This is a genomic window from Planococcus sp. ISL-110, from assembly GCF_018613575.1.
GTDB lineage: Bacteria > Bacillota > Bacilli > Bacillales_A > Planococcaceae > Planococcus.
The window spans coordinates 116,834-143,153 of record NZ_JAGGPX010000016.1; the positions used below are offsets into that span (position 1 = coordinate 116,834).

Below are 26,320 nucleotides of genomic sequence, written 5' to 3' on the forward strand. Positions count from 1 at the left end.
CTAAAGTTGCATTACTAAATCAATTTCCACTTGGCTTTTCGGATGCTGTCTGTGATATTCGGGAAATATCGTTTCATCTCTAGCAGCAGGCGCTTTTTGATGCTGAGCTCCAAATAGATTTTCCGGTATTCTCCGCGTTTTGCTTCTTTGAATTTTCCCTGCTCCAATAAGAGCGAGAACTGGTAGCCTCGTTTTGCTTTTTCCAATGCATCATTATATTGGAAATCGGTGTATTCGTTGATTTCATCGAACATTTTTTCCATGTCATGATAATGATTGATGCGCTTCATACTGGTCGCCAGCTCCCGCTCCGTCCAGGATCCTTTGACCCCGACACGGTAGGCAGACATATTGTCATCCAAATAATCCACCGTTCCATGAAGTGCAGCTAAAATAACCAATGGATAATCGCCCACCACCGCATTCAGGTAGAACGGCGCCAATGTCGTCACTTTTTCTTTTGAATACACCATGGAATTTGTCGCAATCAGGTCGCCGCCGCCTTCTATTACGCGCTCGACGGAAAAAATGGCATTGCCGCGTTCGGGCCTTACGGTAGAAAGGACTTTTTTCTTATCAGATAAGACACGGTCCGCTGCATGGACGGTCATACTGCACGACGGATGCGCCTCCATATAGTCCACTTGCTTCTGCAGCTTATAGGGATCGGTCCAGTAATCGTCGCCTTCACAGACCGCGATGTATTTTCCAATTGCCCGGTTGTGGTTGAACAATTCCACGCGGACTCCTTTTGAGTATTGATTTTGGGTTTGATAGATTGGTTTGATTAAAGAGGGATAAGTGTTTTCGTACTGTTTGATCACTCGGGGGCTATGATCGGTTGAGGCATCGTCGTAAATCAGGATTTCAAAATCAAAATCCGTTTTTTGCATCAGGAAACTGTCAATTGCTTCAGCCAGATAATCGCCGTGATTATAGCTTGTGCAGACAATGCTGACCATCGGTGTCGTTGTCATGATTTTCACTCCTTTGAATTGGGGTATGTGCATTACCGATGTCAAAAGGGAATTACAACTGTCTAAAAGGATAAAAATGGGAAATAATCATTTAAAGCATTACTTTATGCTCATTTCTCCATCTTTTAATCATTTTACCACAAAGAAAATCCATAAATATAGATAATTCTAATTATTACAAAAACAATATACCAGCTTTACATTTTTAATACTATATAAGTTGAAGTAGAGAAGCAGTATTTTGAAAATCACTCCCGATATGGAGCAAAACAGCGGAGACGCCTGCGGGAAAGCGAGACAGCTGAGACCCCGCAGGGAGCACAGCGACTGAGGAGGCTTGGCGCTCGCCCGCGGCAAGCGCAGCTGGTTTGTGGAATATCGCTTATGAATATTCAGTAGTTCAACTTATATGACAGCAGTAGCAAAGCGGAAATGGACAAAAAAATCCATTGAGCGCATGAGTCCGCTCAATGGATTTTTTATAGTTTCTATTTCGAATGCCATGCCCAGGCACTGGAGATGATGGCCTGCAGATCATAAGCAGGCGTCCAGCCCAATGCCTCCGTGATTTTATGGGATGATGCGACCAAAGTAGCCGGATCCCCTGCACGCCTCGGTGCATATTCGATAGTCGCTTGTTTGCCTGATATGCGCTGGCAGGATTCAATGATTTCAGTCACCGAATAGCCTGCCCCATTGCCGAGATTATAGGTTTCGTTGGCAATTTTTCCACTAGCCATCCCTTCGTAGGACAGGATATGGGCACGCGCCAGATCCGTGACGTGAATATAATCCCGCACACAGGTACCATCCGCGGTAGCATAATCCGTGCCGAATACCGAAATCTTATCGCGCTGCCCAAGAAGATGCTGCAGGACGATAGGGATCAAATGCGATTCCGGATCGTGGCTTTCTCCAATTTCTCCCGATTGATGTGCACCCGCCGCATTGAAATAGCGAAGCACGACGTACTGGAAATCATGGATTTTCGCGATGTCAGCCAAAATCTGTTCCACCATCAGCTTCGAGCGTCCATAAGGATTGATGGGATGGGTCACCGTCTCTTCTGTGATCATCTCAGTACTCGGTATGCCGTAAGTAGCCGCCGTTGATGAAAAGATAAAGCGCTTGACGCCGTGCTCAACCATTTTCTCCAGCAGTACCAAAGTTGCACTGACGTTATTGCGGTAATATTTCAGCGGATTTTCCACTGATTCACCCACCAGGCTATTGGCCGCGAAATGGAATACCGCATCGATGCTGTGCGTCGTGAAGACGCTATCCAGAACCGCCCGGTCACCTAAGTCGCCTTTGATGAAAGTGGCCCGCTCATCGACCAAATGCGCGAAACCGGTCGTCAAGTTGTCCAGCACCACTACTTCGTATGTATCGGCCAACTCCTTCACTGTGTGGCTGCCGATATAACCCGCGCCGCCGCATACTAAAATTGCCATAAATCTTTTCTCCTCCTCTGCCTGATAAAAGATGCTAATATAACCAATTATACCATTAGCAGAAAACTTTCAAGCAAGTTTCTTTCTATAGAATAGGAGCGTTCGCACCTCAGTCTGCTGCGACCGCACCTCGATCCATAAAGACCGCACCTCACCAGCTGATTTCCGCACCCCAGAGCCACTTTTCCGCACCCCGCCAAAATGAATGCATTAAAAAGCACGTTTCCGCGGAGCCTCTATCGGCTCCAGCAGGAAACGTGCCTATTCATCTTCTTCCGGCACAAAATAATTTTGGCTTTCGTAAATTTCCAGCTCATGCTCTGGCATGATCAGGTTGCCATTGTTCAAGGTGTTGCCGATGACTACATGGCCTTCCCCGGCCCCTACATAGATTCCATAGGAGGATTTATCTCTTGGGTCGATGGCCATATTGTTGAGAATCTGGGTGTCATAGCTTGGCAATTGAAGATTTTTACCGCCATCGCCGCCCCGCACAGCAATATTGTACTCGTTGTCGAAGACAATATTCGATTTGATGATATTCGATTCCGATGCATTTTTAACATCGATGCCATAATAGAATCCGCTGACAGTGTTGTTTTCGATCAGGCTGCCGGTTTCACTTTCCACCGTGATTCCCTGTTGATCGGTGTAACCCGGGCGATCTTCGGTAACCAGGCAATTGACTACATGATTATCTTCGCCACCTCCATACAGAGATAAATGACCATCCCCGGAATTCCGCACCACACACGAATCGATGATATTATGCTTGGAGTCGAAACTGATGATTCCCGATCCGTAATTGAATTCCGAAGTTACTTTCAGGATAACATTGTAATCAGAATGATTGAGATGGACGCCTTGCGAATAATTCTTCATATAGGTGCCTTCAATCGAGCTATTGTCTGTATAGAGAAACAGAATGGCAATATGGGAAGTCAAGGAGCCATCTTCCGGCAAACGTTCCCCCATCAAAACTCCGCCTTTGAGGTGGACATCTTCCGTTTCATTGACCCAAAAAACCCCATATTCATCATCCGTATCCGTCTGGAATATTACCTCTTCCATCAAAATGGTGATCGGCTTTGAAACCTTCAAGGCAAAATAGCTGTCACCGTACTCCGTGACTGCTTTCAGCTCGGGATTTTTACTGAGTTTGTAGACGCCTGGTGGTATTTCCAAAGTTCCTCCAGCTGGTGTTTCGTCAATCGCCGCTTGCAAATCTTCCGTTTTATCGACAGCTTCATCCTGATTGACAGTTTGGCTTTCAAGGCCGCTTTCCGTATCATCCTGCTGAGTCAGCTTGTCGACCATTAAAAAGAAATAGCCAAATCCGACAATCCCCAAAAGTACCAGCAGAACAAATCCAAATGTTTTTGCTTTCATGCCAATCACCTCCTTAGTTGCGCAAAGCTCTTACCTACTATGATACATAATATAGGCTTAAAATAACAGTTTGATATCTGAAAATTCAATAATTACAGCTTATTAGGTAAATAAGCACTAAAAAACACCACAACATCAGAGTTGCTCTGATGGTTGTGGTGTTTTGCTTTCTTTATGTGGTGTTGGCTCTTCAACAGGTTCGGTGCCGGGGATTTCGTCTATTGTTGGACTTGCCTCGTTGTCTTTGCTGCGCGCCAACAATTCTTCGCGGTGGCTGCTGGCGACGTCTTCCCTCTTTGAACTGGCTTTACCCAAAGAAAAAAGAATGGCCGTAACGAACATAAAACCACCTGCAATTAATGCCCACATACAATCCACCTCTTTTTATGTACCTTAGTTGCTGTCATGAATATTCTACTCCTTACAACTTCCATTATTCTTATTGATTTATACTATCTTACGCTAAATTTTTGGTATTTACTAGCTCTATATTGGCCAGTAAATTGAAGCCCCTCATGACTATCGATTCAGTTCAGGCGAAAAAACAGCATAATTCGGCCATTACTGACTTTCTGCTGTCCTCTTTTTCCGCAGGCTCCATAGTTTATCGGCCATTGCATAAACCGCTACGCCCAAAGCGGCGCCAATACTGTCAATCAACACATCTCTGGCTTCACCGCTTCGTCCATCAATGAACAATTGGTGGATTTCATCAGTCACCGCAAACAAGACACACATGCCAAAACCTAATACCAGCTGCCTCAACCCGCTGAAACCACTGCTTCTCCAGGCATTCAAACTCAACAGGCTCAATAGGAAATAGGCAATGAAATGCGCATTTTTCCGAACGAAGGTATGAAAGCTCTCGACATCAAGCTCGAGATTTGGCGCCACCTGATCAATTAGATTTAAAAGCGTCGCCACAACGCCCGAACTCAAGTCGCTCGAAGCAGAGCCCGGTTGATGAGAAAGATAGAAAATCACAGCCATCCAGGAAAAGGCTGCTATCCAGGAAACACTTTTATACGCAGTCATTTTACAAATCCTTTACTGTTAAAATTGAGTGCTAACCATGAACTCTATTATATCATCCGACCCGCAGATTTTGGTCTACACTTTTTTTCACTTGAAAAATGTAAAAGTTTCCGCCGAATGCTTCTGCCTCCAGGGGCTGGACTAGGCTATTATAAAGAAAACATCAACAATCGCAGCACACCCTTACACGAAAATCTCCCCAAAAAAAGCCTGCATAAATCCGCAGACTTTCCTTTTCACACACTTCAGCGACTAGTGAGTCCGACCTGTTCCCGGACTGCTGCTGATGAACGATAAGCTGGGAATGAAGCATCCTCTTGTTGGACCCCAGCCGTTTTGCACAACAAATCGTAGATCTTTTGGTTCCAGATTTTGTGGCTGACATAAAACTTGAATTCCGTATTTTTCCCAAACTGCTTTTTAAACAGATACAGCGGATCGTCTATCGCACCCGTCACGCCTCCCCCTTCATGAATCAAATCCATTTCATGTTCTTTTCCCCACTCCGCCAGCGCATACCGCATGACAAAAGACGAAGACAACCGGTGGTATTCCTCCAATGTCCCAGACAAGTGGATATGGATGGTTTTTCCATAGACCAGGTTCAGCCCTATTGCAATTATTTTTCCTTCGTAAAGAACTTCCACCAAAAGAATATTCTTGCCCAACAAATGCAAAAGCTTGTCAAAATAATCATCATTGAAATAATAAACCGAAGCGGCGTTTTTTCGTTTCATGGTCGAATAATAGATTTGTTTAAACTCATCCAAATTGGATGGGTTTTCCTTTATCCGGTACTCCACACCTGCCTTCAAAGCTTTTTGGATGCTTTTTTGCTTTGACTTGGAAAACTCCGATTCCACAGGATTTTCGTAATCCTTCAAATTAGTTCCTGTGGTATAGCGGCGGAACGTCAATTTGTAACAGCTTTCGAAATCTTGGGCATTCGTAAATAAGGGATGAAAACGGACAAACTCATAGACAATGTTCTCTTTTTGGCAGTGTTTCTCGAAAGCATCGTGGAAGGCTTGTATCACCTGGCATTTATGTATTTCTTCGCATTCGGTGAGGCACGGTCCTCCATAGCCATACGGTGTGCTTATATCGTAATAAGCTTCTTCGTTGATGCACGCGGGAATAAGACGTTTAATAAACAGGTGGCTGACTTTTCCCAGCGGATGCTTGAATTCAAAGACCTCGCATACGCCCTGTTCAATCTGTTCATATAAACAACCGTAATTCTGTTCAAAATAAATATCATTCACCCTGAATCTGCCTCCTCTTGCCAAAGCTTTTCTGAAAGCTTTGGCAAATAATCGCATGAAAATTCCCATCTGTTTACAATTTTCGCTCTATAGTTAGATAGTTTATCACACTCCTACAAAATATCCACTAAAAAATCGGAATTTTTAGATTATTAGAATCATATTCTTTCTTATTCATACAGCAAAAGACCCGGTTCAGCTATTTTTTCCCAGGAAAAGCCGACCTCAAATAAAAAAACGGCTAAATTTAATAGCCGTCACTTTTATTGTTTGCTCGTTTCCATCGTTTCCTGCACTGAAAATACATCGGTTTGCCGCAAAACAGCTCCCCTTGAATTGGAGACAATCACTTGAATCTCAGCGTCTTTTTCTACCTGCTGTTTTGGAATGCTGAATACAGCCATGCCCTGCTCGGCTGTCTGCCATTTTGCAGCTGTTGCTTCGCCATCGACAAGGACCTCTGAAAATTTAGGGGCACCTTCAATATAGAGTTCATACGACTCGGACGTCTCAACCACTTTCTGCGCAGCCATTTCAGGATAAAGGCCCAAGTGATAATCCGAAGACGGGGTTCTAACAAGTTCCGGCATCAAATATTCGGAATAGCGTTTGCCGTGAAGCAGATCGTATTGGATCATCTGCAAGTCCTTCATTTCCTGGGTTTGTTCGCCCATCTGCGTTTGCCACTGGTTATAAGGAATTGCTGCATCCCCCTGCTCACGCATCTCATCAAGAATGGCCGTAACCGTATTGCCCTCGACTCCCGCCATCTCAAGCGCCATTGCTCCAAACTGATTAGGGGTCAAATCCAGCTCAGCGGGTTGATTTCCATCGGATTTCCAAATGAAATAAGGCACTTTATGAGTGGCGATAAAATCGTCGTAGTCGCCAAGCAAATCGTTGGCCACTTGGGTTCCTTCTGCGCCATATACCACATTGTTATCCGGGAAAGACGGGTAATGGTCGCCAAAGAACACCAGGATGGCCGGCTCGTCACGCGCTCCAATCTCCTCCACCATGCGGCCGATTTCTGTATCAATGCTATGCATTTTCTCCGTAAAGTTATTCAAATACTGACGGGTATCGTCCGGCAGTGTATCGGTCTTCAGAAATTCTGATTCCTCGGTCTTCCGATAGGGCATATGCCCTTCAGTTGCCACTGCGTGAATAAAATCGAGTCCTTCCGTTTTATCCAATGTGGCAAGGACCGAATCGGTGATATGGCTATCTTTCGGAAAACCTTTTCCGGCATCATTGGAATGGTCCAGGTCCATGAACTCTCCCGAGATAAACCGGTTAAAGCCCAATTGGCGATAAACCGATTCGCGCTGGTAAAACCAGCCGTAATAAGAGTGGATCGCTGTCGTTTCGTAATCCGCTTCTCTGAATGCATAGGCTGCAGACGGCAAAGGCTGCGTGACATACAACTGGTACGGCACGAAATTGGCCGGCATGAATTGCATGCTGAACCCAGTCAAAGCTTCAAATTCCACATTGGCCGTACCTCCGCCAAATTCTGACGAGTACATCCCGCCATGCAGCGATTCTCCGTATAGCCGCCGGAAGTTGGGAATCGGATCTTCCGCAAAATGCTGTTCGCCGAATGAATAAGGATCGATGAATGATTCACTCATCAGGAAAATGACATTCGGCTTTTCTTCATCAGTTTCTTCAGCCGGCTGGTATTTTTTTGCAAGGTTCTTCATATTTTGAGCAGAAAACCCGTCAGGCGGTTCGATATTGGATTGTTTGGCCAGCATAACGAAATTGCCGAAGACGCCATTGCGCATCAGCGCCAGTTCCAGCTTCCACCATGTGTTTTCAAACTGTGCTTTATCCATAGGAGAAGTGGGCTTGTCCGTCCACATCATCCCCAGGAAAAGTACAGAAATCAGGAAAACACCAATTTTAGCGATCCAATTTTCCTTCAGCTTCGGTACGCCTTTGAAAATGGCCACTGTCAGCACCACAAATACCAAACCGATGCCGACCAGCAACGGGATATTGATGCCAACCGGCTGTTCCAGCCCGCCAAGTTCATTCAACAGCGCAAAATCCCCTACAGAAATCGGCGAACTGCGCAGCTCCAGTTTAACTTTATTGGCATAAGCGAAGACGATCAACAAACCGCTCAGCAGCAAGCTTGTGAACATGAACCATTTTCTTGGCAAGATATAAAGCAAATTGAATAACGCAATCAGCAGCAGGGCATTGACCATAAAGCGCCCCGGAAAGTCCGCCACCCATTCCCGCAGCGGCAGGGTCAACATTTCACGGACCAGCCGTTCGCTGACATACAGTGTCACGAGCGGCAAGCCGATCATGAAGAGCAGTGTCAACAGCCACACCGCTATTTTTTTAAACCTTGTTTTTTTGTCCATTTTAAACACTCATTTCTTTTATTGTTGATTATGTATTACGGTAAAAACGGCTTGAAATTGAAAAACCGCTTCGCCAGATCGGCTTAAGCGGTTTGACCTTTTCGGAACATCCAGTCACTGTTCCTTGATGTACGACTCTTTCAACTTCTCCTCGAAAAGCTTCAACAGCCGATCTCTCAACTCAGGTCGTTTTAAGGCAAACTCAATGGTTGTTTCGATAAATCCAAATTTCTCACCGACATCAAAACGGCGCCCTTCAAATTCGTAGGCATAGACGGATTGGACTTCGTTCAGCATCTGGATGGCATCCGTCAATTGGATTTCGCCGCCTGCGCCGAGCTGGTGCTGACCCAAAAACTCGAAAATTTCAGGTGTCAGGATGTAACGGCCCATAATGGCATAATTTGATGGTGCTGTGCCCGCTTCCGGCTTCTCGACAAAATTATCGACTTTGATCAATTTTCCGGCAATGGATATGGGATTGATGACGCCGTAGCGATGAGTCTCATCTTCTGGTACCTGCTGGACACCGATGACACTTTTTCCTGTCAACTCGTATTGCTTCATCAATTGAGCCAAGCATGGCTCTTCGTTTTCCACAATATCGTCACCGAGCAGCACCGCAAACGGTTCATTGCCGATAAAACGGCGCGCCGACCAAATGGCATGGCCGAGGCCCAGCGGCTCTTTTTGGCGGATGTAATGGATTTCCACATTGGATGTCTCCAAAACAGAGTCCAGCATATCGGTTTTCCCTTTTCTAAACAAGGTGTCTTCCAGTTCAAAGGCATGATCGAAATGATCTTCAATGGCACGTTTGCCTTTGCCGGTCACGATGATGATGTCTTCAATACCGGAGGCAATCGCTTCCTCGACTATATATTGGATCGTCGGCTTATCAACGATCGGCAGCATCTCTTTCGGCATTGCTTTCGTAGCTGGCAGGAATCGTGTACCCAGACCTGCAGCCGGGATTATCGCTTTTTTAACTTGCATCTCTTCACCTTCTCATTCTTATTTTTTGTCTATTCGTTGTTTACTAGATGAGTTGAACTAAAAAAACCGGCTTTTCCCCAACGCGCCGGCGCTGAGAGATAGAGTGAATTCAAAACAAGCCTATGTTTTTCCCCTGTAATCATAAAAGAGTTGGAGCAAATCAGCTAGCGAAGATCATTAGATCAACTTATATAGCCAATTTTCCAGAATAAAAATAATTTGCAAAGATAGGTTTTTTCAGTTAAAAAAGTTCTGTATCTCTATTATATAGAAAATAGGCTAATAGGTACACCCTTGTTAACAGAAATTTAAAACAATAGGCAAACTTCTATTAAGATGTTAAAATAAACGGACTATATGTCTGTATTTTCATTCAATATTTCCTATTTATTGTATCAAATTCCCTCTTTTTATTCCGGGCTTTATGAAGGGTGTGCAAACTAGTTGAACGTTTTACCATTAACCTACGATCCCGTTTTGATTTTCATTTCGATAGCAGTAGTTCTCATCTCTGCATTTACCGCTTTGAATATCAGCGGGATGTTATTCGCAACGGTAGGCAAAGCGCGCATAAAGTGGATCCTGCTGGGTGCGCTCGTCATGGGGCTCGGCATTTGGTCGATGCATTTTATCGGCATGCTCGCGTCCCATCTGTCACTGGAAGTGACGTACAATACGCCGCTGGTCATCTTCTCAATTGCTCCCGCCTTGTTCGCAAGCGGGGTTGCTTTTGCGATCATCAGCAGGCCCCAGGTCCGAAAAACTGAGGTAATGGCTGGAGGTGTCCTGATTACTGCCGGAATCGCAGCGATGCATTATACCGGTATGGCGGCGATGCAGATGCAGGCCACCGTACAATATGATCCATTGTTGTGGATATTATCCGTGGTGGTCGCGCTGGTTGCCTCTTTGCTGGCAATGTTCCTGCTGTATTATTCGCGGAACCGCCACGGTTTTTTTTGGCTGAAATTCGCCAGCGCATCATTGATGGCTCTCGGCACATCAGGCATGCATTATATCGGTATGGCAGCCGCATCATTTAAAGCGGCCGATCGCCATGCAAACGTAACCGCCAATTCCATGGACAACAGCTATATCGCTTATAATGTCGGCATCGGCATGGCATTAATACTGATGATAGCCATCCTCAGTATCCGCAGTGAAACTAAAGTAAAATCCTTGTCCGATGAATACGATCGCCAATTCCGTTCGGTCATCGAATCCGCTACTGATGGCATCGTAGTCACCGACGCGAAAGGATTTGTCACGCAATGGAATAATGGGGCTCAATGCCTTTTCGGCTATAGCAAGGAAGAAATCACTTGTCAGGATGTCCGGCTGATCTTTCCCGAAGCCCATCAGGCCGAGGACATACAGCATAAACCTGCTGACGTGATCGGCAAAACCGTTGAATTGATGGGATTGAAAAAGAACGGCAGCCAATTTCCGGTTGAATTGTCCACGGGAAATTGGGAAACGGCCAAAGGCGCTTATTACAGCCTCATTATCCGGGACATCACCGACCGCAAAGCAACCGAGGAGAAAATCAGCAACCTCGTTTACCTAGATTCACTGACCGGACTGCCGAACCGCCGATTGTTCAACGACCGACTCGATTTATCCATAGATCAGGCACTGGAAAACGGCACGGCTCTGACCGTCCTTTATCTGGACCTCGACCAATTCAAACTGGTCAACGATACATACGGCCACCACACCGGCGACCAGCTGCTGTTGGAAGTGGCTGATCGCATCCGATCCTGCATCACCAAAACCGATACACTGGCACGACTTGGCGGTGATGAATTCATCCTGTTGCTGCCCAATACCGATTACACAGGAGCCGAAGCCACAGCACAGAAAATTCTGGAGGTCCTGAACAATCCCTTCATATTAAATAATGAAGCGATCTTCACTACGCCTTCAATCGGCGCGAGTGTTTTCCCGACAGATGGCAAAGACCATGGGACGCTGGTAAAAAACGCCGATATCGCGATGTATCGGGTCAAGGAAGAAGGCAAAAACCATTTCCAGTTTTTCACTCCCGAAATGAATGATTTGGTATGCAGAAAATCAAAAATCGCCATGAGCATCCGCAAAGGACTCGAGCTTGGTGAATTCACGGTGAAATATCAGCCGCAATTCGATATCGCAACCGAAAATATTATCGGCGTCGAGGCGCTGGTGCGTTGGCAGCATACAAAATTGGGACCCATTTCACCGGCTGAATTTATCCCTATTGCGGAAGAAAACGGTATGATTCTCCATATCGGTGAATTTGTTCTCCGAACCGCCTGCCAACAGAACAAAGATTGGCAAGACGCCGGATTAGTGCCGTTCCGTGTGGCCGTCAACATTTCAGCCAAGCAGTTTTCGCAGGGCAATGTTGCAGCGATGGTAACATCGGCCTTGGATGATACCGGATTGGCGCCCGAATTTCTCGAACTGGAATTGACGGAAAGCATCATCCAAGGCGCCACATCCGCCATTTCGAAAATGAAGGAACTGAAAGCGATGGGCATCCACCTGTCAATCGATGACTTCGGCACAGGCTATTCTTCTTTGAGTTATTTGAAGCTGTTTCCTGTCGACACCTTGAAAATTGATCAGCATTTCACCCGCAATATCCACAGCGACCCAAAAGATGCCGCTTTGGTGGACACTATCATTAAGATGGCCCATAATTTGGAACTGAATGTCATCGCTGAGGGCGTGGAAACAATAGAGCAATTGGCGTTCCTGAAAAGCAAACACTGCAATCAAGCTCAGGGCTATTATTTCCAGAAAGCCCTGTTTCCTGAGCAGATTGAAGAATTGTATGTGAAGGTTTAACCTGATAACCCATGGTTGGAAGCCAGACTTCCCCACGGACTATTTTATTTGCTGCCGAGCAGTTTCGATAAGGGATAAATCCCCAGACTTTGGATGATCAGCGACAGGATCACAACGGAAAAGCCGAGCGAAATCAGCTCGTCTGCAGTGCCTCCTTTGGCCATGACACCCAGTTGGAGCAGCAGAAACACCGACATCGAACCACGGATTCCTGACCAGGAAATAAGGAGTGACTTTTTCCAAATCGCTCCACGTTTTCCACCGGCCAGCAATTTGAAGGTTCCCCCGACAATGAAAAACCGAATGGCGATGCTAGCGAATAAAATCAATAAAGCCAGAATCCAATTGCCTAATGCCAGGTGTTCCGTCGCTTCGATGCCGATCAGCAAAAACAGCAGCGACAGCAGCGACGGCTCGACCACTCCCCAAAATCCGCCCAGCGACTCCCGGTAATGGTCTTCTTTATTGGTATGGGAAAATTCCCATGACAGCATGATGCCGGCGGATACAGTCGCCAAAACGCCGGAGAATCCAAAGCTTTCGGCCAGCTGGAACGCCCCGTAAGCCAGCACGATGCTGAGCATGACCTGATAATCACGGTGATGGGTAATATGGACAGCCTTGCTCAACAGCCAGCCGACCGCGATGCCGAGAATCACGCCGCCCGCTGAGACGTAGATGACTTCCCTTAAAATAAACTGCACATCGAGCGGCTTTGCTTCAAGATACAGGACGGACAAGAAGCTGAACAAGACGACACTGGTTCCGTCATTGATCATTGACTCTCCATCGACAATGTCTGCGATGCTTTTGTCGGGTGATGATTTTTTCAGAACCGAGACGACTGAAGCAGGATCGGTCGGCGCCAGAATCGCCGCAATCACCAATGCCCCAGCCAGTGAAATGGAAAAGAACCAGCCCCCGATCCAATAGACAGCCAGTCCGACAAGCACAATCGCCAGCCCAAGGCCCACAGTGCTCAACAACCCGATGATGCCGGCATTTTTCCGCAAAGCCTCCGTCGAGAACCGGTAGGCCGAGACAAATAATAAGCCAGGCAAAAAGACATCGTAAATCAGCGTCTCCGTCACTTCCACATCAGTAAAATACGGAATATATGACAAACCAATGCCGATCAGCAACAGCACGACCGGCACAGGAAAGTTTTCTTGTTTTTTATCAATCGTGAACACCAAATAGCCGATGCACAATAAAACCGTCACAAGTGCCGCCGACATTCCAATCCCCTCCAACGTGTATACTTCCATTGTTCTGAGATTTCCCTTTACGGCGCTTTTATAAACCGAAGTCCCAGTGCTCATTAGGCAACTGCCGGATAAAAAAGGGCAGCCGGATAGATATCTGGCTGCCCTGGTCTTTTATTTGAATGTAAAACGCATGCTTGGATGCTTGTCTCTATTTTGCAGATCGATTCGGCATCTGCGTGCTTTCCTCTTTAAGCCGGCGTTTGACCTGCAAATAAGATGTGACGTCCGCCAGTTCTTCATCGTTCACCGGCTTGTCATCTACCACCAGTTTCACAGAGCCTAAATCGGCCATTTGCAGAAGGTCCAGTTTGCTCACGGATCCTTCCCGATCCAATAAAAAGTCTATCGATACCTTATAGTAATCGGCCAACAACTTCAGATGTGAAACGCTCACTTGCTTTTTGCCACTTTCGTAACCCCAAATCACCGTTTTCGCAAATCCTAAGGCCAGGGCCAGGTCATCCACACTTAACTCGTTTTGTTCTCTCAAATCTTTTAGCTTTGCTCCTATTTGCTTCATTTCAAGTGCCCCCCTTTATGTCCGTGACAGTTATATATTTCTTATATTATTCCAATACACCCATGTTTGTAAACTGTTTGAGTCTTGTCTGGCAGCATTTGATACAGAATACTCATAAAAATTCAGAAATTTTAGATAAATTCAGTCCATTATATGGTAGTATGGTATTAATTTTAAAATGAAGGGTAGGTATTATGATGCTAAAAAAACTGATTTACATCCTGTCTATAGCACTCATTTTTATTGTCATCATCGGTGAAAAAAACTTTGAAAACATTGAAATAACGGAAGAAACCGCACTTCTGCCTGAAACGGAGGGCGCGCAGGCTGAAGTTTCCGAAGAGCCGGCGCCTAAAAGGATTACATTTGCTCAAAAGCTGGCTGCCGGGGAACGGGCAACCATCGTGTTTCTAGGAGACTACGTCACCTCTGCCGACTCCCTGCCGGACGGCAATCCGAACCATGTCGCGTTATTGGCCAACTGGTTTGATGAAAAATACCCCAATCAGGTGGAAGTTGTCAATGCCGGCATGAACGCCAATACCATTGCCCATATGAAGGACCGGGTGGCCAGCGATGTCCTGAACCACGACCCTGATTTGGTGGTGATTTCTGCCGGGCTGAATGACGCGCTCGGTGGCTGGAAGATTCCCGTAGCGGACTATGAAAAAAGCTATCGACTCGTTGTAGAAGAAATAATCGCATCCGGCGAAACCGAAGTGTTGATCCGCACGCCGAACCCGACGCTTTCCATCAAGGAAAACATCAACATGCTGCCTTATATATCGGCTAGCCGCAAATTGGCTGATAAAGACGGCGTCCACTTTTTTGATTTTTATCAAGTTATGGCCGATGAAGTGCATGCAAAGAAAATTCCGCAAAAAGAGTTGATGCAAAATGTTATGCACCCGAACACAAAGGGCCAGGCTTACCTGTTCGACAAGTTTAAAGTGTATTTAACGATGGAACTTCTCGAGCAGCAATAGATCGATAAAAAAAGAGTCTCTTCCCGCGAAATCAATGATTTCGTTGAAAGAGACTCTTTTTTCATTACTTGACCAGCAGGTTTCTGGCTTCTCTAAACTCTTTGATGTGGTGATCGATAATGCGGCCGTTTTCAATGACCACCGAATTGCGGATCATGTCGGTCCAATTGCCTTCGACAAAGTTATCGACCATCGGCGAGAATCCTTCGCTCAGCACTTTTGTGACGGTATGCGGGAACATCGCCGGCGTGTTGTCTACCGTGTAATGGATGATGCCATCCACTGTATAGACGGGATCATCGATAGTCGACGGACGGGAAGTCTCGATTTCCATGTTCGGATCGCAGCTGACGTCGACGATCATCGCACCTTTTTTAAGGCGTTTCAAGTCTTCTTTGTAGATGATGCGATCAGTACGTGTCGTATCCCACATGACGCAGTTGACAAGAACGTCGTAATTGCCCATGTTCTTGATGAACAGGGATTCCAGCTTGCGGCCGTATACATCGACATCGGCGCCCAGGCCGTGAAGGATGCGAAGCACCCCTTTGGTCGTATGGCCGTTGCCAAGAACCGCCACTTTCGTTTCGTACGGCATTTTTCCGCAATACTGGTAAGCCTGAAGAACCGCAGCTTCTCCGGCAACTTCACGGTTGCGGTAGAAGATATAACGGCCGTCTTCGAACATTTCTTCCCAGGCAACCACGGTGTGGTCCCCTGCAAGCACTGCGTCGGTAAACGCGATATCCTGAACTGCGTGTGCCCAGCCGATCAACAATTTGCCCGGCGTCAACTGGTCGAAATAATCCGCATTGCCTAGTTTCACATCAACGATCGCGTCGCATTGCAGCACTTTTTCACGTGAAACGAATTGAGCGCCAGAAACCGCATATTCGGCATCCGAAAAGCCAAGCGCGTCGCCGTAGCCAATTTCAAAGTACAGCTGCTCGATGTTCTTGATGTTCGGCATGTCCTTCGGCAAAAGCGCTCTTCGTTTTTCATTGTTTTTATGGCTGATAACAAATCCTATTGTGTAAATAATAAAACCTCCAATTGATGAAATGTTGGTGAATCCTGATCGGCTGATAATAGACATTTCATACAGAATCGACCGGACAACCCTCAAAAATTGTCGAGTGAGTTAATATATTAATATCGTTTCCGTATAGCTGATCTATTCTGCATCATACCATATATCGGTAGCAATATAAGCACTTTAGTATATGGATCATAAATAATTAAAGTAAGCGTTCACAGTTGTGACTCAGCTTGATTACAAGGATATTACTCGCGGTGGACTGGTGGAACATCCTGATCCTTTGTTCCGGCAAACCGCTTCCAAAACTGCCGAATGCACAAAACAAGGAAAGCGCAGAGCCCGCGCTTTCCGCTTCAGAATTGGATTTGAGCTGCTGCGGATCGTCTTTTATTCGTTATGGAATAGATTCGGGTTGGAACGGGTCGCATTGAAGCAAAGCATCTGACATACCGGACGACTTCTTCCAGTTAATTGGATATACAGTCCAAAAACGTGGAAATACAGTCCAAACTCGGCTGAATACTGTCCATTTAACGAGAATACGGTCCAAACTGGGCAGAATACAGGCCGAAGACAACTATCGCTGCCTTCTGCCCTCTCAGATTTGGCTCAACCCGCAGAAAGCGCCGGCTGGGTATTCGATGATGGCATAGCTTCCGGAAGTGATGGCACCTTCCGGTTGGCGGTGGACGATGCCGCCGCGGTTTCGGCACATTTCCAGGCTTTGCTTCAGGTCCGCAACCGCAAAATAGACGATCCAAAGCGGAGGCAAGCCTTCATTGACACCTGCCTGATGGCAAATGCCGGCGGCCGGCTTGCCGTCAGGCGTGTTCATCATGTAATCGGCATACTCCCCCATCGGAAAATCGCTGTGCTCCCAGCCGATCACTTGCTTATAGAAATCGCGGATCCCTTCTGCATGGTAAACTGTCAAATCTGCTGAAATGATGGCCCCGGGCTGTACCTTATTTTCTTCGGTCATTGGACACACTCCTTTTTATTCATTTCCAAAATGATTCGCCACAAAGATTTCAAAATCCTTTAAATTCCAACGAATAAAATAGCAAAAATCCATCATTAAATTGAATTAACCCCCTTTTTTGTGGTAAAGTTACTAAGATTTACGGATCACTATCATCTAATGGAGGATTAAATATATGAAACAAAAAATTTGGCTGCCCACTGTCTTGCTGCTGATTGCGGCCATGCTCGCAAGCTGCACGGATGAAGTGAAAATTAAGGATCACGGAGAAATAGAAGTGCCGGTGCAGAAGCTGACATTTCTCGATACCCGCGTGAGCGCTTCCAACTCTGCCTACAATTTGAAAGTCGCCGATCAGCTTCAGCAGGAACTGGACGCTTTAAAAGACACGGAAAAATATGTTATTGAAGAACCGCTCGCGGTGATGAATCCGTTCGGCACCAATACAACAGGACTGTACCTTTATTTCCAGGCAGCGGATTCAGGAACTTTAACCTACACGATTTCTGCAGAAGGCACGGCGGATTTCATGCGTACCGCAAAAGACGCAAATGACGAGGCGACCGTGGCCGAGTATCAGCTGATTGGCCTGGTACCGGGCAAAGAAAATCAGATTTCCGTTTCTTACATCGATGAAGAAGGTAAGCGCGGCGATGAGTATTCATTCAAGGTGGATGCGCCTGAAACCACTTCCGGCTACCCGATCGCCATGGAACAAACGGCAGCATCCGGCAATACGGAACTCGCTGATGGTTTGTTCGTGCTGATGGGCGTCAACAATTACGATGGCTATACCTTCCTTTTTGATAATAGCGGCACTTTGCGAGCGGAAATCATTTCCGAGGATTACCGCATGGACCGGATGGTGGCTTTCGAGGATTCGATGGTTTTCACCACTACCGACCAAAAGCTGGCACGAATGGACCCGCTCGGTAAAATTACCGATACGTATGAACTCAATGGCTATGTCATGCATCATGATTTTGTCATCAACGACGATGGTCAGGTGCTGGCATTGGTTTCCGATTCAGCGAAAGACACTGTCGAAGATATGGTGCTGAGCATTGACCTCAACACCGGCGAACAAAAGCTGCTGATTGATTTCAACGACTTGTTGAGCAACTATAAAGAAAAAACCAAGCCCGTGGAAATAGACGGAAAAAGCGTCTTGGACTGGATTCATTTCAATTCCATCGATCTGGTGGATGATTCTGTGATCCTCAGCGCACGCGAAAACTCGACCATCATCAAAGTCGATGACATTTATACGCAGCCCACCATCAACTACTTGATCGGCATACGTGATGTCTGGGCTGGCACCGAAGGCGAAAACCTGCGGCTCCAAAAATCCAGCGAGTTTCCGAGCCAGGCCGGCCAGCATTCCGTTACGTACGTGGCAGACGACAGCCTGTCCGAAGGCCAATACTACCTGTATATGTACAATAATAATTACTGGTGGTACGAAAGCCGACCGGATTATGACGGTGCGGTCATCCGCGGAACCAGCAAGACTTACGAAGCCAATGGCCAGGACCGCTCGAAATTCACCAAATACCTGGTTGATGAAAACAACCGCAGCTACGACCGGGTCCAGGAATTTGACGTTCCCTACTCCTCCATCGTCAGCAGCGTCCAACTGACCGGCGACTCGATCGTCATCAACAGCGGCATGGCCAAGACGCTGGAAGAATACAGCGCAGAAGGCAACCTGCTGGCCCAGTTCAACTACGAAGCGAGCACGTTTTCTTACAGGGTATTCAAAGAGAATTTTGAGGGATATTGGTTTGAATAAAGGAAGACATAAAAAAAGAGAAGGAGCCGATGCGCTTTTTCTCTTTTTTCATTTGAGTGTGGAAGTCAACGCAACTGCCCTTTCACCATCTCCACCAAATAGGCCATATCCTCTATTCCATAGCGCTGGTCGCACGGCAAGGGCAGGATGTTGGCGGCGTACTGGTATTCAATGCTTTCTTCCGGGCAGTCGCTGAGGACATTCGGCCAAAGCAGCGGTATGTAGATGTTCTGTGCGGCAAGCTTGTTTCGGATCCGCATGCCGTCCTCCACCAGCACTGGATAAGCGAAAGCGCCGTCCGGCCTGGTTAGCTTTAAGGCATTTTCGGCATCCAGCTGTTGCTCCAAGTAAGCAAAGTTTTCATTTCTTGTCTGGCGCGCCCGCTCGTAATCGATGGCGCCCATCAGGTTGCGTGTCAATTTCGACATTGTCCGGAGCGGGGTTGCGTCAAGAACATGGTCGTTGCGCTGAAAGTCAGCATAGTAGCCGCTGGCGGTTTCCTCGTAGCGGCCCATTATATGCTTCATGCGATCTGATGACATGTCTTGCTCAAGATTTTCATGCAGGATGGCATCGGTCGCCAAATAGGCACCATCTGGCACGCCGAAAAATTTGCGGCAAGAGTAAATCGTGTCGACGCCTGCCAACGGCTCCTGAAAAAAGGCATGGCTATGATCGAGAATCACCTGGCCAAAACGCTTTTTCAGCGCCAGCGTCTGTCCCGTCGTGAGCTGTCCATATAAATTGACGATGTACAGAAATTCCCCCTGCTCCAGCTGCTTATCAAAAATCGGATGAAACTCCTGGTCGATGTGATAATACTCAAAATTGTAGCCATGTTCCTCCAGCAGCGTGCTGACTGAGTCACATAAAAAATATGGGATGTGCAGTTTCGTGATATTCCGTGCTTTCATTAAATAAAGCAAGGTATTTCGTCCGGTATTGAGCGCAATCAATCCATCATGGAATTCATTGCTGACCAGATTGTCCAATCCAAAATATCCGCCTATTTCTTTCATATGAGACTTCCTCCAATTTCACGAATTGTCGTTGCAAAATGGCTGACCGCACCTCGTTTGGCCAAGTCCGCACCTCGAACGGCGTTAACCGCACCTCGTTTGGCCAAGTCCGCACCTCAAACGGCGTTAACCGCACCTCGCTTGGCCTAGTCCGCACCTCAGACGGCGTTAACCGCACCTCGCCGCAAAAACCAGCCATTATCTCCGATGCAATTTTCACGGCTCAACCATTCTCGATATTTCCGTATAAATGCCTGCAGCTTTTTCATCCTAAACACCGTTCTTCCGAAAGACCTCTTTCTTCAGGGAGATTGTGTTAAGGACTATTTGCTTTGTTACCATGACTGGCGAACGTGATTCTATTTTATCATTGAATTTGCAAATAATACAGATAATTTAGATAACTAAAGAGAATTTATCCGGGGAATTTATTAGAAAAAAACGCCACCAAATTCGGCAGCGTTCATTTCTTTTATTCATTTTCCTGAAACACCGCGAGCGGCAGCATGGCACTTACTATATACTGGCCGGCGTCGACGATTTCGGAGATTTTGAGATCGACGCATAAGCTGCATAGCAGGTAAGCATCTTTTGGATCGAGGCCATAGTTGTCAGCGATGTGGTCCACCATGGCGCGGATAGAGTCGCGCGCTGCTTCCAACAAGTCAGGCCCAATGCCTGTCGTGCCGTAAAAACCTTTATGGTCGACTTTTGGTGTCAATGCGCCGGCGGTCTGGAACTGCGGTGAGGGAATCGTTTTGCCTTTGATGAGGCGAAATTTCAGCGACGCCTGCATCGGACATTCGAGCGCAGTCACGCAAACTTCGCCGTCTCCTTGCGCAGCGTGGGCATCGCCGCAACTGAACATCGCGCCGGCCACCTGTACAGGCAAGTAAAGTTTAGTTCCGACGGTCAATTGCCGCGTGTCCATATTGCCGCCAAATGTCCCCGGTGGCATGATTGTCTGCCCTTCGGCATTCGCCGGGCCGACGCCCATTGTGCCGAGGAACGGGGTGATCGGCACTTTGATGTTCTCGCTAAACTGGATGGATTCGCCGTCGCTCAAATCGAAGGTCCGTAAGTAGGCATCCGCAAACTCTTCCGGCAGCAGGCCCAGTCCCGGCAAAATCGCCATCCAGCCCCAGCTGCCCGGCGTCAAATCGAGGATTTCCACTTCCAATGTGTCTCCCGGTTCAGCGCCTCGAACTTCCACCGGCCCTGCGAGCGGATAAACTTTTGCCCAGTCGAGCGTGGCGATGTCTTCTGTCTTGGAATCTTTGTTGAATTGATTGTCTGCCACTTCCCGTGTGGAAAAGTCCACCTGATCCCCGCTGTCGATCGTCAGCACCGGCTGCGGGTCCTTGTCCCACGTATAATGCACGCGGTCTTCCGGAAATTTATGCGTATTTGCCAATTATGGTCACCCTTTCTTTGTTGGAGCATCTTATTTTTCGAATAAAATCGTTGTTTTTTCCAGATAAATGGATATACAGTCCGAATCGTGCGATATACAGTCTAAGCTGCCGCAAATACTGTCCAAATAAAGCACAATACGATCCAAAGCCCCAAAAACCGTTCAGATACCCAAAACCAGGAAAGAGCAAGCCTGCGCTTTCCGCTTCAGGATCCGATTATATTTCACGTTTTGAGCCGCACCTTCATCTAATGACTTTCAAACTTGGCTTCTGGCCTTTCATCAGCTCAAGTTTTTCCAGTGCATAGGCGACGTTGAGGACTTTTTCCTCTTGGAAGGCGGGACCCATGATCTGCAGGCCGACCGGCAATCCGTCGCGGACGCCGCATGGAATGCTGAGAGCGGGCAGGCCGGTGAGATTGCCGGGTCCAGTAAAGCGGATGACTTCGTCCAAAAAGCTCAGCGCCTGGCCATTGATGTCGACGGTGCTGTCGCCGATTGGCGGTGACAGGAACGGCAGGGTTGGCGAAATGAGCACATCCACTTTTTCAAAAGCCGCGGCAAAGTCGAGATTTAGCTTGCGGCGGATTTGCTGGGCCTGCACGTAATCGACGCCGGACATCAGCTCGCCCACTTCCAGTAGGAAACGGACGTCCTCACCGAACTTCTCCGGCTGCTTGACGAGATTGTCATGATGCACCGCGCTCGCTTCAGTGGTGATGGTGACGAGTTCCGCAAATTCGGCCTGTGCAAGCGATGGAATACGGACCGGCTCAATCCGCGCACCGAGTTTCTCCAGCTGCTGCAGCGCATTTTGCACGGCTTCATTGACACGCTTGTCGACATTTTTGAAGAAATAGTCTTCCTCGATGCCGATGACCAGCCCCTTGACGTCTTCATTTAATCCTCCGGAATAATGTTGTGTCGGCCGGTCGACCGAGGTCGGGTCTTTCGGATCGTAGCCGCCGAGCACTTCGAGCAGGAGTGCGGCGTCAAAGACGGTTTTCGTCATTGGGCCAATGTGGTCGAGTGTCCACGACAGCGGAAAACAGCCATACTTGCTGATGCGGCCATGCGTTGCCTTCAAGCCGATGATGCCACAGCTCGACGCCGGAATCCGAACCGATCCGCCGGTGTCCGTTCCGAGCGAAGCAATCGTCATATTCGAAGCTACTGCTGCGCCGGAACCGCCGCTCGAGCCGCCCGGAATTTTGCTGAGGTCCCATGGATTTTTACAGGCGCCATAATGCGGATTGGTCGTGGTCGCGCCCCAGGCATACTCGTGCATATTGAGCTTGCCGTGAAATGTCACGCCCGACAGCTTGAGCTTCGACACCACGGTCGCGTCAAAGTCGGCAGTAAACCCTTCATGGATTTTTGAGCCCATCGTCGCCGGCTCGTCCTTGAAATACAAAATATCCTTGAGCGCCATCGGGATGCCGTGCAGGAAGCCGCGGTAATTGCCGCTTTGGATTTCCTGTTCCGCCTGTCTCGCCGATTCCAGCGCCTGTTCTTTTTGCACGCGAATAAAGGCATTGATGTCGCTGTCGTATGCATCGACATTCGCCAATACCGCTTGGGTCAGTTCAACAGGTGACACCTGCTTGTCGCGCAGCTTTGGCGCCAATTCTTCGATTGATAGTGCTGCCAATTCTTCATTCATGGCCGCTCACCTCCCGGCACATGCGTCAACGCCATGTCGAAATCCTTCAGCTGTGAATTGTCCACGGTTTCCCGCAGTTGCTGCACCGCCTGCATCTGCTGCGCCAGCATTTCCTGATGCGCCTCCGGTACTTGAATCCCTCGCTCTTCTAAAATCCTGTGAATGCCTTCTACCATAGCAAGCCCTCCCATTCGGATAGTTTAAAACGTCTGAGAATCTGGGTTGTCTACCGACAGTTTATCATAGTTCACAGATAGTTCTGACTTCTTTAGGGGATTTTTTATAAAACTAACCTTTGGATAGTTAGATTTCGGCTTGGCATTCAAAGATTATGGCTTTTCTCGAACATTTTTTTCCATTTAAATGGATATACTTTCTGTTTCCGACCAAATACTTTCCATATGGCTGAAAATACTTTCTGTTTGAACCTAGATACTTTCTATAGGAGGTAAAATACTTTCCAAGACCCGAAACCCGTTAAATGCCCAAGCCCAGGAAAGCGCAAGTCTGCGCTTTCCGCTTCGAACTTTCGGTCCCAAGCGGGTTTAGCTTGGGACCCCGCACTTAGCCATTCAATGTTCTTTTCTCCGGACCTTGGACAGCAACGGGCGTCCATTTCTCCAGACGACGTTTACCGGCACGTCGAAGAAATCCGAAAGCTGCTCACTGGTGATCAGCTCTTCGGTGTTGCCGGAAGCGAATACGCGGCCTGCTTTCAAAAGCAGGGTTTTATTGAACTCCGGCATGATTTCTTCTATATGATGGGTGACGTAAATGATTGTCGGGCCGTTCGGCTTTTGGGCGATGGCGGCGATGGATTCGAGCAGTTCTTCGCGGGCGATAAAGTCGAGGCCCGCTGTCGGTTCGTCGAGAATGAGCAGTTCCGGATCCGCCATCAAGGCTCGGCCGATCAGCACACGCTGCTTTTCGCCCTGCGACAGTGTCTGGTAATTCCGGTTGGCATAATCGAGGCAGCCAAGTTCCCGGAGAATGTCGACGCCTTTCTGATCGATTTTTTCGGTTGTCTCTTGGTAAAGTCCGAGCGAAGCGAACGCGCCGCTCAGCACCACTTCGTAGGCATTGTCACCAGTCGGCAGCTTTTGCTGGACCGATGCCGACACGAAACCGATCTGGCTGCGCAGCTTTTCCGCCAAATACGTCTTGCCGAACTCCAGGCCGAGCACGGTGGCTTTTCCTTGTGTCGGGAAAAAATAAGCGTTGATCAAATCCAGCAGCGAGGTTTTGCCGGCGCCGTTCAAGCCGTACAGCACCCAATGCTCGCCTTTTTGCACCTGCCAATCGACGCCATCCAACAACAGTTTGTCGTCTCTTCGCCGCGTGACCCCTTCAAGTGCCAAAACTATTTTCATAAACGGATGTCCTCACTGTGCTGAATGCGGGCTACCCGTCCCGCTGCCAGTGGATCGGCTTTTCGCAGCCCGCCGAAATCAAGTCCGGTCAGCTCTTCAATTTGGATGATTGGCACTTGATAAGTTTCAAATTGTCCGTAGACAAATTCCAGATTGCCGCCAATCAAATCTTCCTGCGTCTGCAGGTAAGCCGTAGCTGACAGGGACACCCCTTCTTTGACCATCACCTCCACTTTCCAGAACTGGTCTGGAATCTGCGCGTCGCGGTAGGTGATATCGTCTTCCCGGAATACCGGACCAGTGAATACCGAAACTTTCATGCTGGATTTACGGGCATTGTCCAACAGGTAACCTTCCAAATCGAGCCACGTTTTCTGGTTGAAATCTTTATGCTGCGGCGAGCAATTGGTAAAGTGGAACGTATGCTCATTGGCTTTTACCGCGCCGATGCCCCAGTTCGGGTCGCGCCGGCGGACCAGATGGCCGCGGTCGATGTCGTTTGAGCGGTAAAACTCTGGTCCGATCTGGTAAGCTTTGTCAATCCGCGGATCGAAATACCAGCGGTCGCTGCTGCGCTTGACGTCGACCAGTTGATTGCCGTCGATGTTGACGGCAGTGTAGAATGCCAGGCGGCGTGATTTGCTCATCGCGATGGAGAAATGGGTGTAATCGAGGACGGTTTTCCCGTCACCAGTCTGTACCGCATCTTCCATCAACGCAGCGCCCAAAATCGGCAGCGGCACGCTGAAACCCGTGCCAAGGAAAGCTGCATCATAGCCGCTAACCCCGGCGTACCAATCGGCTTCCAGCGTTCCCACTTCCATCGGTTCCACAGCAGATCCCGGCATGACCACAGCGAGCAGCTGGTCCAGCAACCGGCGTGAACGCCCATCCTTCAGGGTGCTGCGCTTGTCACTGAGGTGGTGGATAATCGAACTGATGCGAATGCCTTCATTGGCAATCCACTGGCCAGGCTCATTCGGGTCCGGAACGCCGGCATGATGGAGCGCGACGACCACCCATTGGTCGTTGAAGACCGGCGAACCCGAGGAACCCGGTTCTGTATCGCTGACGTAATGGACAAAATCAGAAAAGATGAACTTGACTTCATTTTCCCGGATGGTGATCGCCTTCGGACCGCCGTTTGGATGCTGGATGATGGTCACGTATTCGCCTTCCAGGACTTTCCCCGGCTTTGGCAGCAGCGGCAAATAGCCGAAAGCGGTGAGCGGAATGGTGTGCAGATTGGTTTCTTCCACCGCCACCAGCGTAAAGTCCAGTGCTGCGTCAGTTATGAAAAGCGCTTCGGGATCCAGCCGGAAGCTGATGATTTCAAGCGGCAGAAACTGAACATTGTCCTCGTAATTAAACTCGGCCACCGCGTACATTGCCGCTTCCGGCGTTTCCAGCACATGATTATTCGTCAGCAGCAGATTCGGCGCCACCAGAAATCCGGTGCCGTAGCTTTCCAGCTGACCCAAGCGGTTGCGAATCGAAATGCGGCAAACGGCTTTGCTGACATCGAGCCCTGCCTGCAAATGCGCAATCGGAAACAAATCGCTTTGGTTGATAATCCGCTCCATTGCCAGATTGTCATGGTGATTGATGATGCTCGACCGCGTCATCATCCGTTCTTTTGAAGTTGCTGCATGTTTTTCCACTCTGCGCTCCTCCTCGAATGCCAAATAACGCTGCAACGCCTCTTGCTCTATCCGCTCTATTTTGTTGGCCATCCTCTTCAATCCCCTTCCGAAGAATAAACTATATTTTTCAATTAAAAATTTAATATTCTATTAATTTCCTTTAGAAAAGTTTATCATAAGTAGAGGGCGAATGGTGCCAGCGAATGCGCCCAAAAACACGAAGACCCTCCAGCTCCCCAAAACCAGGAAAGCGCAAGCCTGCGCTTTCCGCTTAAAGATCGCTGGTTTCGGGCTG

At 48.0% G+C, this 26,320-nt stretch carries 22 protein-coding genes; 4 read left to right on the top strand and 18 right to left on the bottom strand.

Annotation, left to right across the window (positions count from 1 at the left end):
• Positions 1 to 14: 14 nt before the first annotated feature.
• The 8 genes from J7I83_RS11800 to galU form a co-directional block, all read right to left on the bottom strand.
• Entirely contained in the window at positions 15 to 977 is a 963-nt protein-coding gene (locus J7I83_RS11800; protein WP_215100970.1) for a glycosyltransferase family 2 protein, read from the bottom strand.
• Positions 978 to 1,465: 488 nt separating this feature from the next.
• Positions 1,466 to 2,431: a UDP-glucose 4-epimerase GalE gene (gene galE, locus J7I83_RS11805; protein WP_215100972.1), complete on the bottom strand. Its 966-nt coding sequence runs from the start codon at positions 2,429 to 2,431 to the stop codon at positions 1,466 to 1,468.
• A 261-nt stretch (positions 2,432 to 2,692) separates the two neighbouring features.
• Entirely contained in the window at positions 2,693 to 3,820 is a 1,128-nt protein-coding gene (locus J7I83_RS11810; RefSeq protein WP_215100974.1) for a right-handed parallel beta-helix repeat-containing protein, read from the bottom strand.
• A 135-nt stretch (positions 3,821 to 3,955) separates the two neighbouring features.
• Positions 3,956 to 4,189, bottom strand: a complete 234-nt coding sequence (locus J7I83_RS11815) for a hypothetical protein (RefSeq protein ID WP_215100976.1) — start codon at positions 4,187 to 4,189, stop codon at positions 3,956 to 3,958.
• 192 nt (positions 4,190 to 4,381) lie between these two features.
• Positions 4,382 to 4,855 carry a VanZ family protein gene (locus J7I83_RS11820; protein ID WP_215100978.1) on the bottom strand — a complete coding sequence of 158 codons (474 nt, stop codon included), beginning with the start codon at positions 4,853 to 4,855 and terminating at the stop codon, positions 4,382 to 4,384.
• A gap of 245 nt (positions 4,856 to 5,100) precedes the next feature.
• On the bottom strand, positions 5,101 to 6,120 hold the full coding sequence (locus tag J7I83_RS11825; protein ID WP_353048268.1) for a GNAT family N-acetyltransferase: 1,020 nt from the start codon (positions 6,118 to 6,120) through the stop codon (positions 5,101 to 5,103).
• A 263-nt stretch (positions 6,121 to 6,383) separates the two neighbouring features.
• Positions 6,384 to 8,501 carry an LTA synthase family protein gene (locus J7I83_RS11830; RefSeq protein WP_215100982.1) on the bottom strand — a complete coding sequence of 706 codons (2,118 nt, stop codon included), beginning with the start codon at positions 8,499 to 8,501 and terminating at the stop codon, positions 6,384 to 6,386.
• Between the two features lie 114 nt (positions 8,502 to 8,615).
• Positions 8,616 to 9,497: a UTP--glucose-1-phosphate uridylyltransferase GalU gene (gene galU, locus J7I83_RS11835; RefSeq protein WP_215100984.1), complete on the bottom strand. Its 882-nt coding sequence runs from the start codon at positions 9,495 to 9,497 to the stop codon at positions 8,616 to 8,618.
• 600 nt (positions 9,498 to 10,097) lie between these two features.
• On the opposite strand from galU, the gene J7I83_RS11840 reads away from it, so the two are divergent.
• Positions 10,098 to 12,329, top strand: coding sequence for an EAL domain-containing protein (locus J7I83_RS11840; protein WP_215101083.1), 2,232 nt, complete (start codon positions 10,098 to 10,100; stop codon positions 12,327 to 12,329).
• A gap of 44 nt (positions 12,330 to 12,373) precedes the next feature.
• On the opposite strand, the gene J7I83_RS11845 is transcribed toward J7I83_RS11840, so the two are convergent.
• Both J7I83_RS11845 and J7I83_RS11850 read right to left on the bottom strand, forming a co-directional pair.
• Positions 12,374 to 13,567 (bottom strand): cation:proton antiporter, encoded by a 1,194-nt coding sequence (locus J7I83_RS11845; RefSeq protein ID WP_215100986.1) that lies wholly within the window; start codon positions 13,565 to 13,567, stop codon positions 12,374 to 12,376.
• Between the two features lie 178 nt (positions 13,568 to 13,745).
• The gene (locus J7I83_RS11850; RefSeq protein ID WP_215100988.1) at positions 13,746 to 14,117 is read right to left on the bottom strand and encodes a helix-turn-helix domain-containing protein; all 372 of its coding nucleotides are present in this window, start codon (positions 14,115 to 14,117) and stop codon (positions 13,746 to 13,748) included.
• A 194-nt stretch (positions 14,118 to 14,311) separates the two neighbouring features.
• On the opposite strand from J7I83_RS11850, the gene J7I83_RS11855 reads away from it, so the two are divergent.
• Positions 14,312 to 15,103 carry an SGNH/GDSL hydrolase family protein gene (locus J7I83_RS11855; RefSeq protein ID WP_215100990.1) on the top strand — a complete coding sequence of 264 codons (792 nt, stop codon included), beginning with the start codon at positions 14,312 to 14,314 and terminating at the stop codon, positions 15,101 to 15,103.
• 64 nt (positions 15,104 to 15,167) lie between these two features.
• Here J7I83_RS11855 and J7I83_RS11860 read toward each other — a convergent pair whose 3' ends face one another.
• Positions 15,168 to 16,199 carry a N(5)-(carboxyethyl)ornithine synthase gene (locus J7I83_RS11860; RefSeq protein ID WP_215100992.1) on the bottom strand — a complete coding sequence of 344 codons (1,032 nt, stop codon included), beginning with the start codon at positions 16,197 to 16,199 and terminating at the stop codon, positions 15,168 to 15,170.
• 163 nt (positions 16,200 to 16,362) lie between these two features.
• Here J7I83_RS11860 and J7I83_RS11865 point away from each other — a divergent pair, with 163 nt between their 5' ends.
• Positions 16,363 to 16,587, top strand: coding sequence for a hypothetical protein (locus J7I83_RS11865; protein WP_215100994.1), 225 nt, complete (start codon positions 16,363 to 16,365; stop codon positions 16,585 to 16,587).
• Positions 16,588 to 16,740: 153 nt separating this feature from the next.
• Here the strand turns inward: J7I83_RS11865 and J7I83_RS11870 are convergent, their stop codons facing one another.
• On the bottom strand, positions 16,741 to 17,124 hold the full coding sequence (locus J7I83_RS11870) for a VOC family protein (protein ID WP_215100997.1): 384 nt from the start codon (positions 17,122 to 17,124) through the stop codon (positions 16,741 to 16,743).
• A gap of 175 nt (positions 17,125 to 17,299) precedes the next feature.
• Here J7I83_RS11870 and J7I83_RS11875 point away from each other — a divergent pair, with 175 nt between their 5' ends.
• Positions 17,300 to 18,916 (top strand): aryl-sulfate sulfotransferase, encoded by a 1,617-nt coding sequence (locus J7I83_RS11875; protein ID WP_215100998.1) that lies wholly within the window; start codon positions 17,300 to 17,302, stop codon positions 18,914 to 18,916.
• A 65-nt stretch (positions 18,917 to 18,981) separates the two neighbouring features.
• On the opposite strand, the gene J7I83_RS11880 is transcribed toward J7I83_RS11875, so the two are convergent.
• The 6 genes from J7I83_RS11880 to J7I83_RS11905 form a co-directional block, all read right to left on the bottom strand.
• Entirely contained in the window at positions 18,982 to 19,935 is a 954-nt protein-coding gene (locus J7I83_RS11880) for a hypothetical protein (protein WP_215101000.1), read from the bottom strand.
• A 472-nt stretch (positions 19,936 to 20,407) separates the two neighbouring features.
• Complete coding sequence (locus tag J7I83_RS11885; RefSeq protein ID WP_215101002.1) at positions 20,408 to 21,349, bottom strand: acetamidase/formamidase family protein; 942 nt, start codon at positions 21,347 to 21,349, stop codon at positions 20,408 to 20,410.
• A 244-nt stretch (positions 21,350 to 21,593) separates the two neighbouring features.
• Positions 21,594 to 23,012 carry an amidase gene (locus J7I83_RS11890; protein WP_215101004.1) on the bottom strand — a complete coding sequence of 473 codons (1,419 nt, stop codon included), beginning with the start codon at positions 23,010 to 23,012 and terminating at the stop codon, positions 21,594 to 21,596.
• Positions 23,009 to 23,188, bottom strand: a complete 180-nt coding sequence (locus J7I83_RS11895) for a hypothetical protein (protein ID WP_215101006.1) — start codon at positions 23,186 to 23,188, stop codon at positions 23,009 to 23,011. The genes J7I83_RS11890 and J7I83_RS11895 overlap by 4 nt, the downstream gene beginning before the upstream one ends.
• Before the next feature lie 396 nt (positions 23,189 to 23,584).
• Entirely contained in the window at positions 23,585 to 24,376 is a 792-nt protein-coding gene (locus J7I83_RS11900; RefSeq protein ID WP_215101085.1) for an ABC transporter ATP-binding protein, read from the bottom strand.
• 2 nt (positions 24,377 to 24,378) lie between these two features.
• Positions 24,379 to 26,115, bottom strand: coding sequence for a DNA/RNA non-specific endonuclease (locus J7I83_RS11905; protein WP_215101008.1), 1,737 nt, complete (start codon positions 26,113 to 26,115; stop codon positions 24,379 to 24,381).
• Between the last annotated feature and the right edge of the window lie 205 nt (positions 26,116 to 26,320).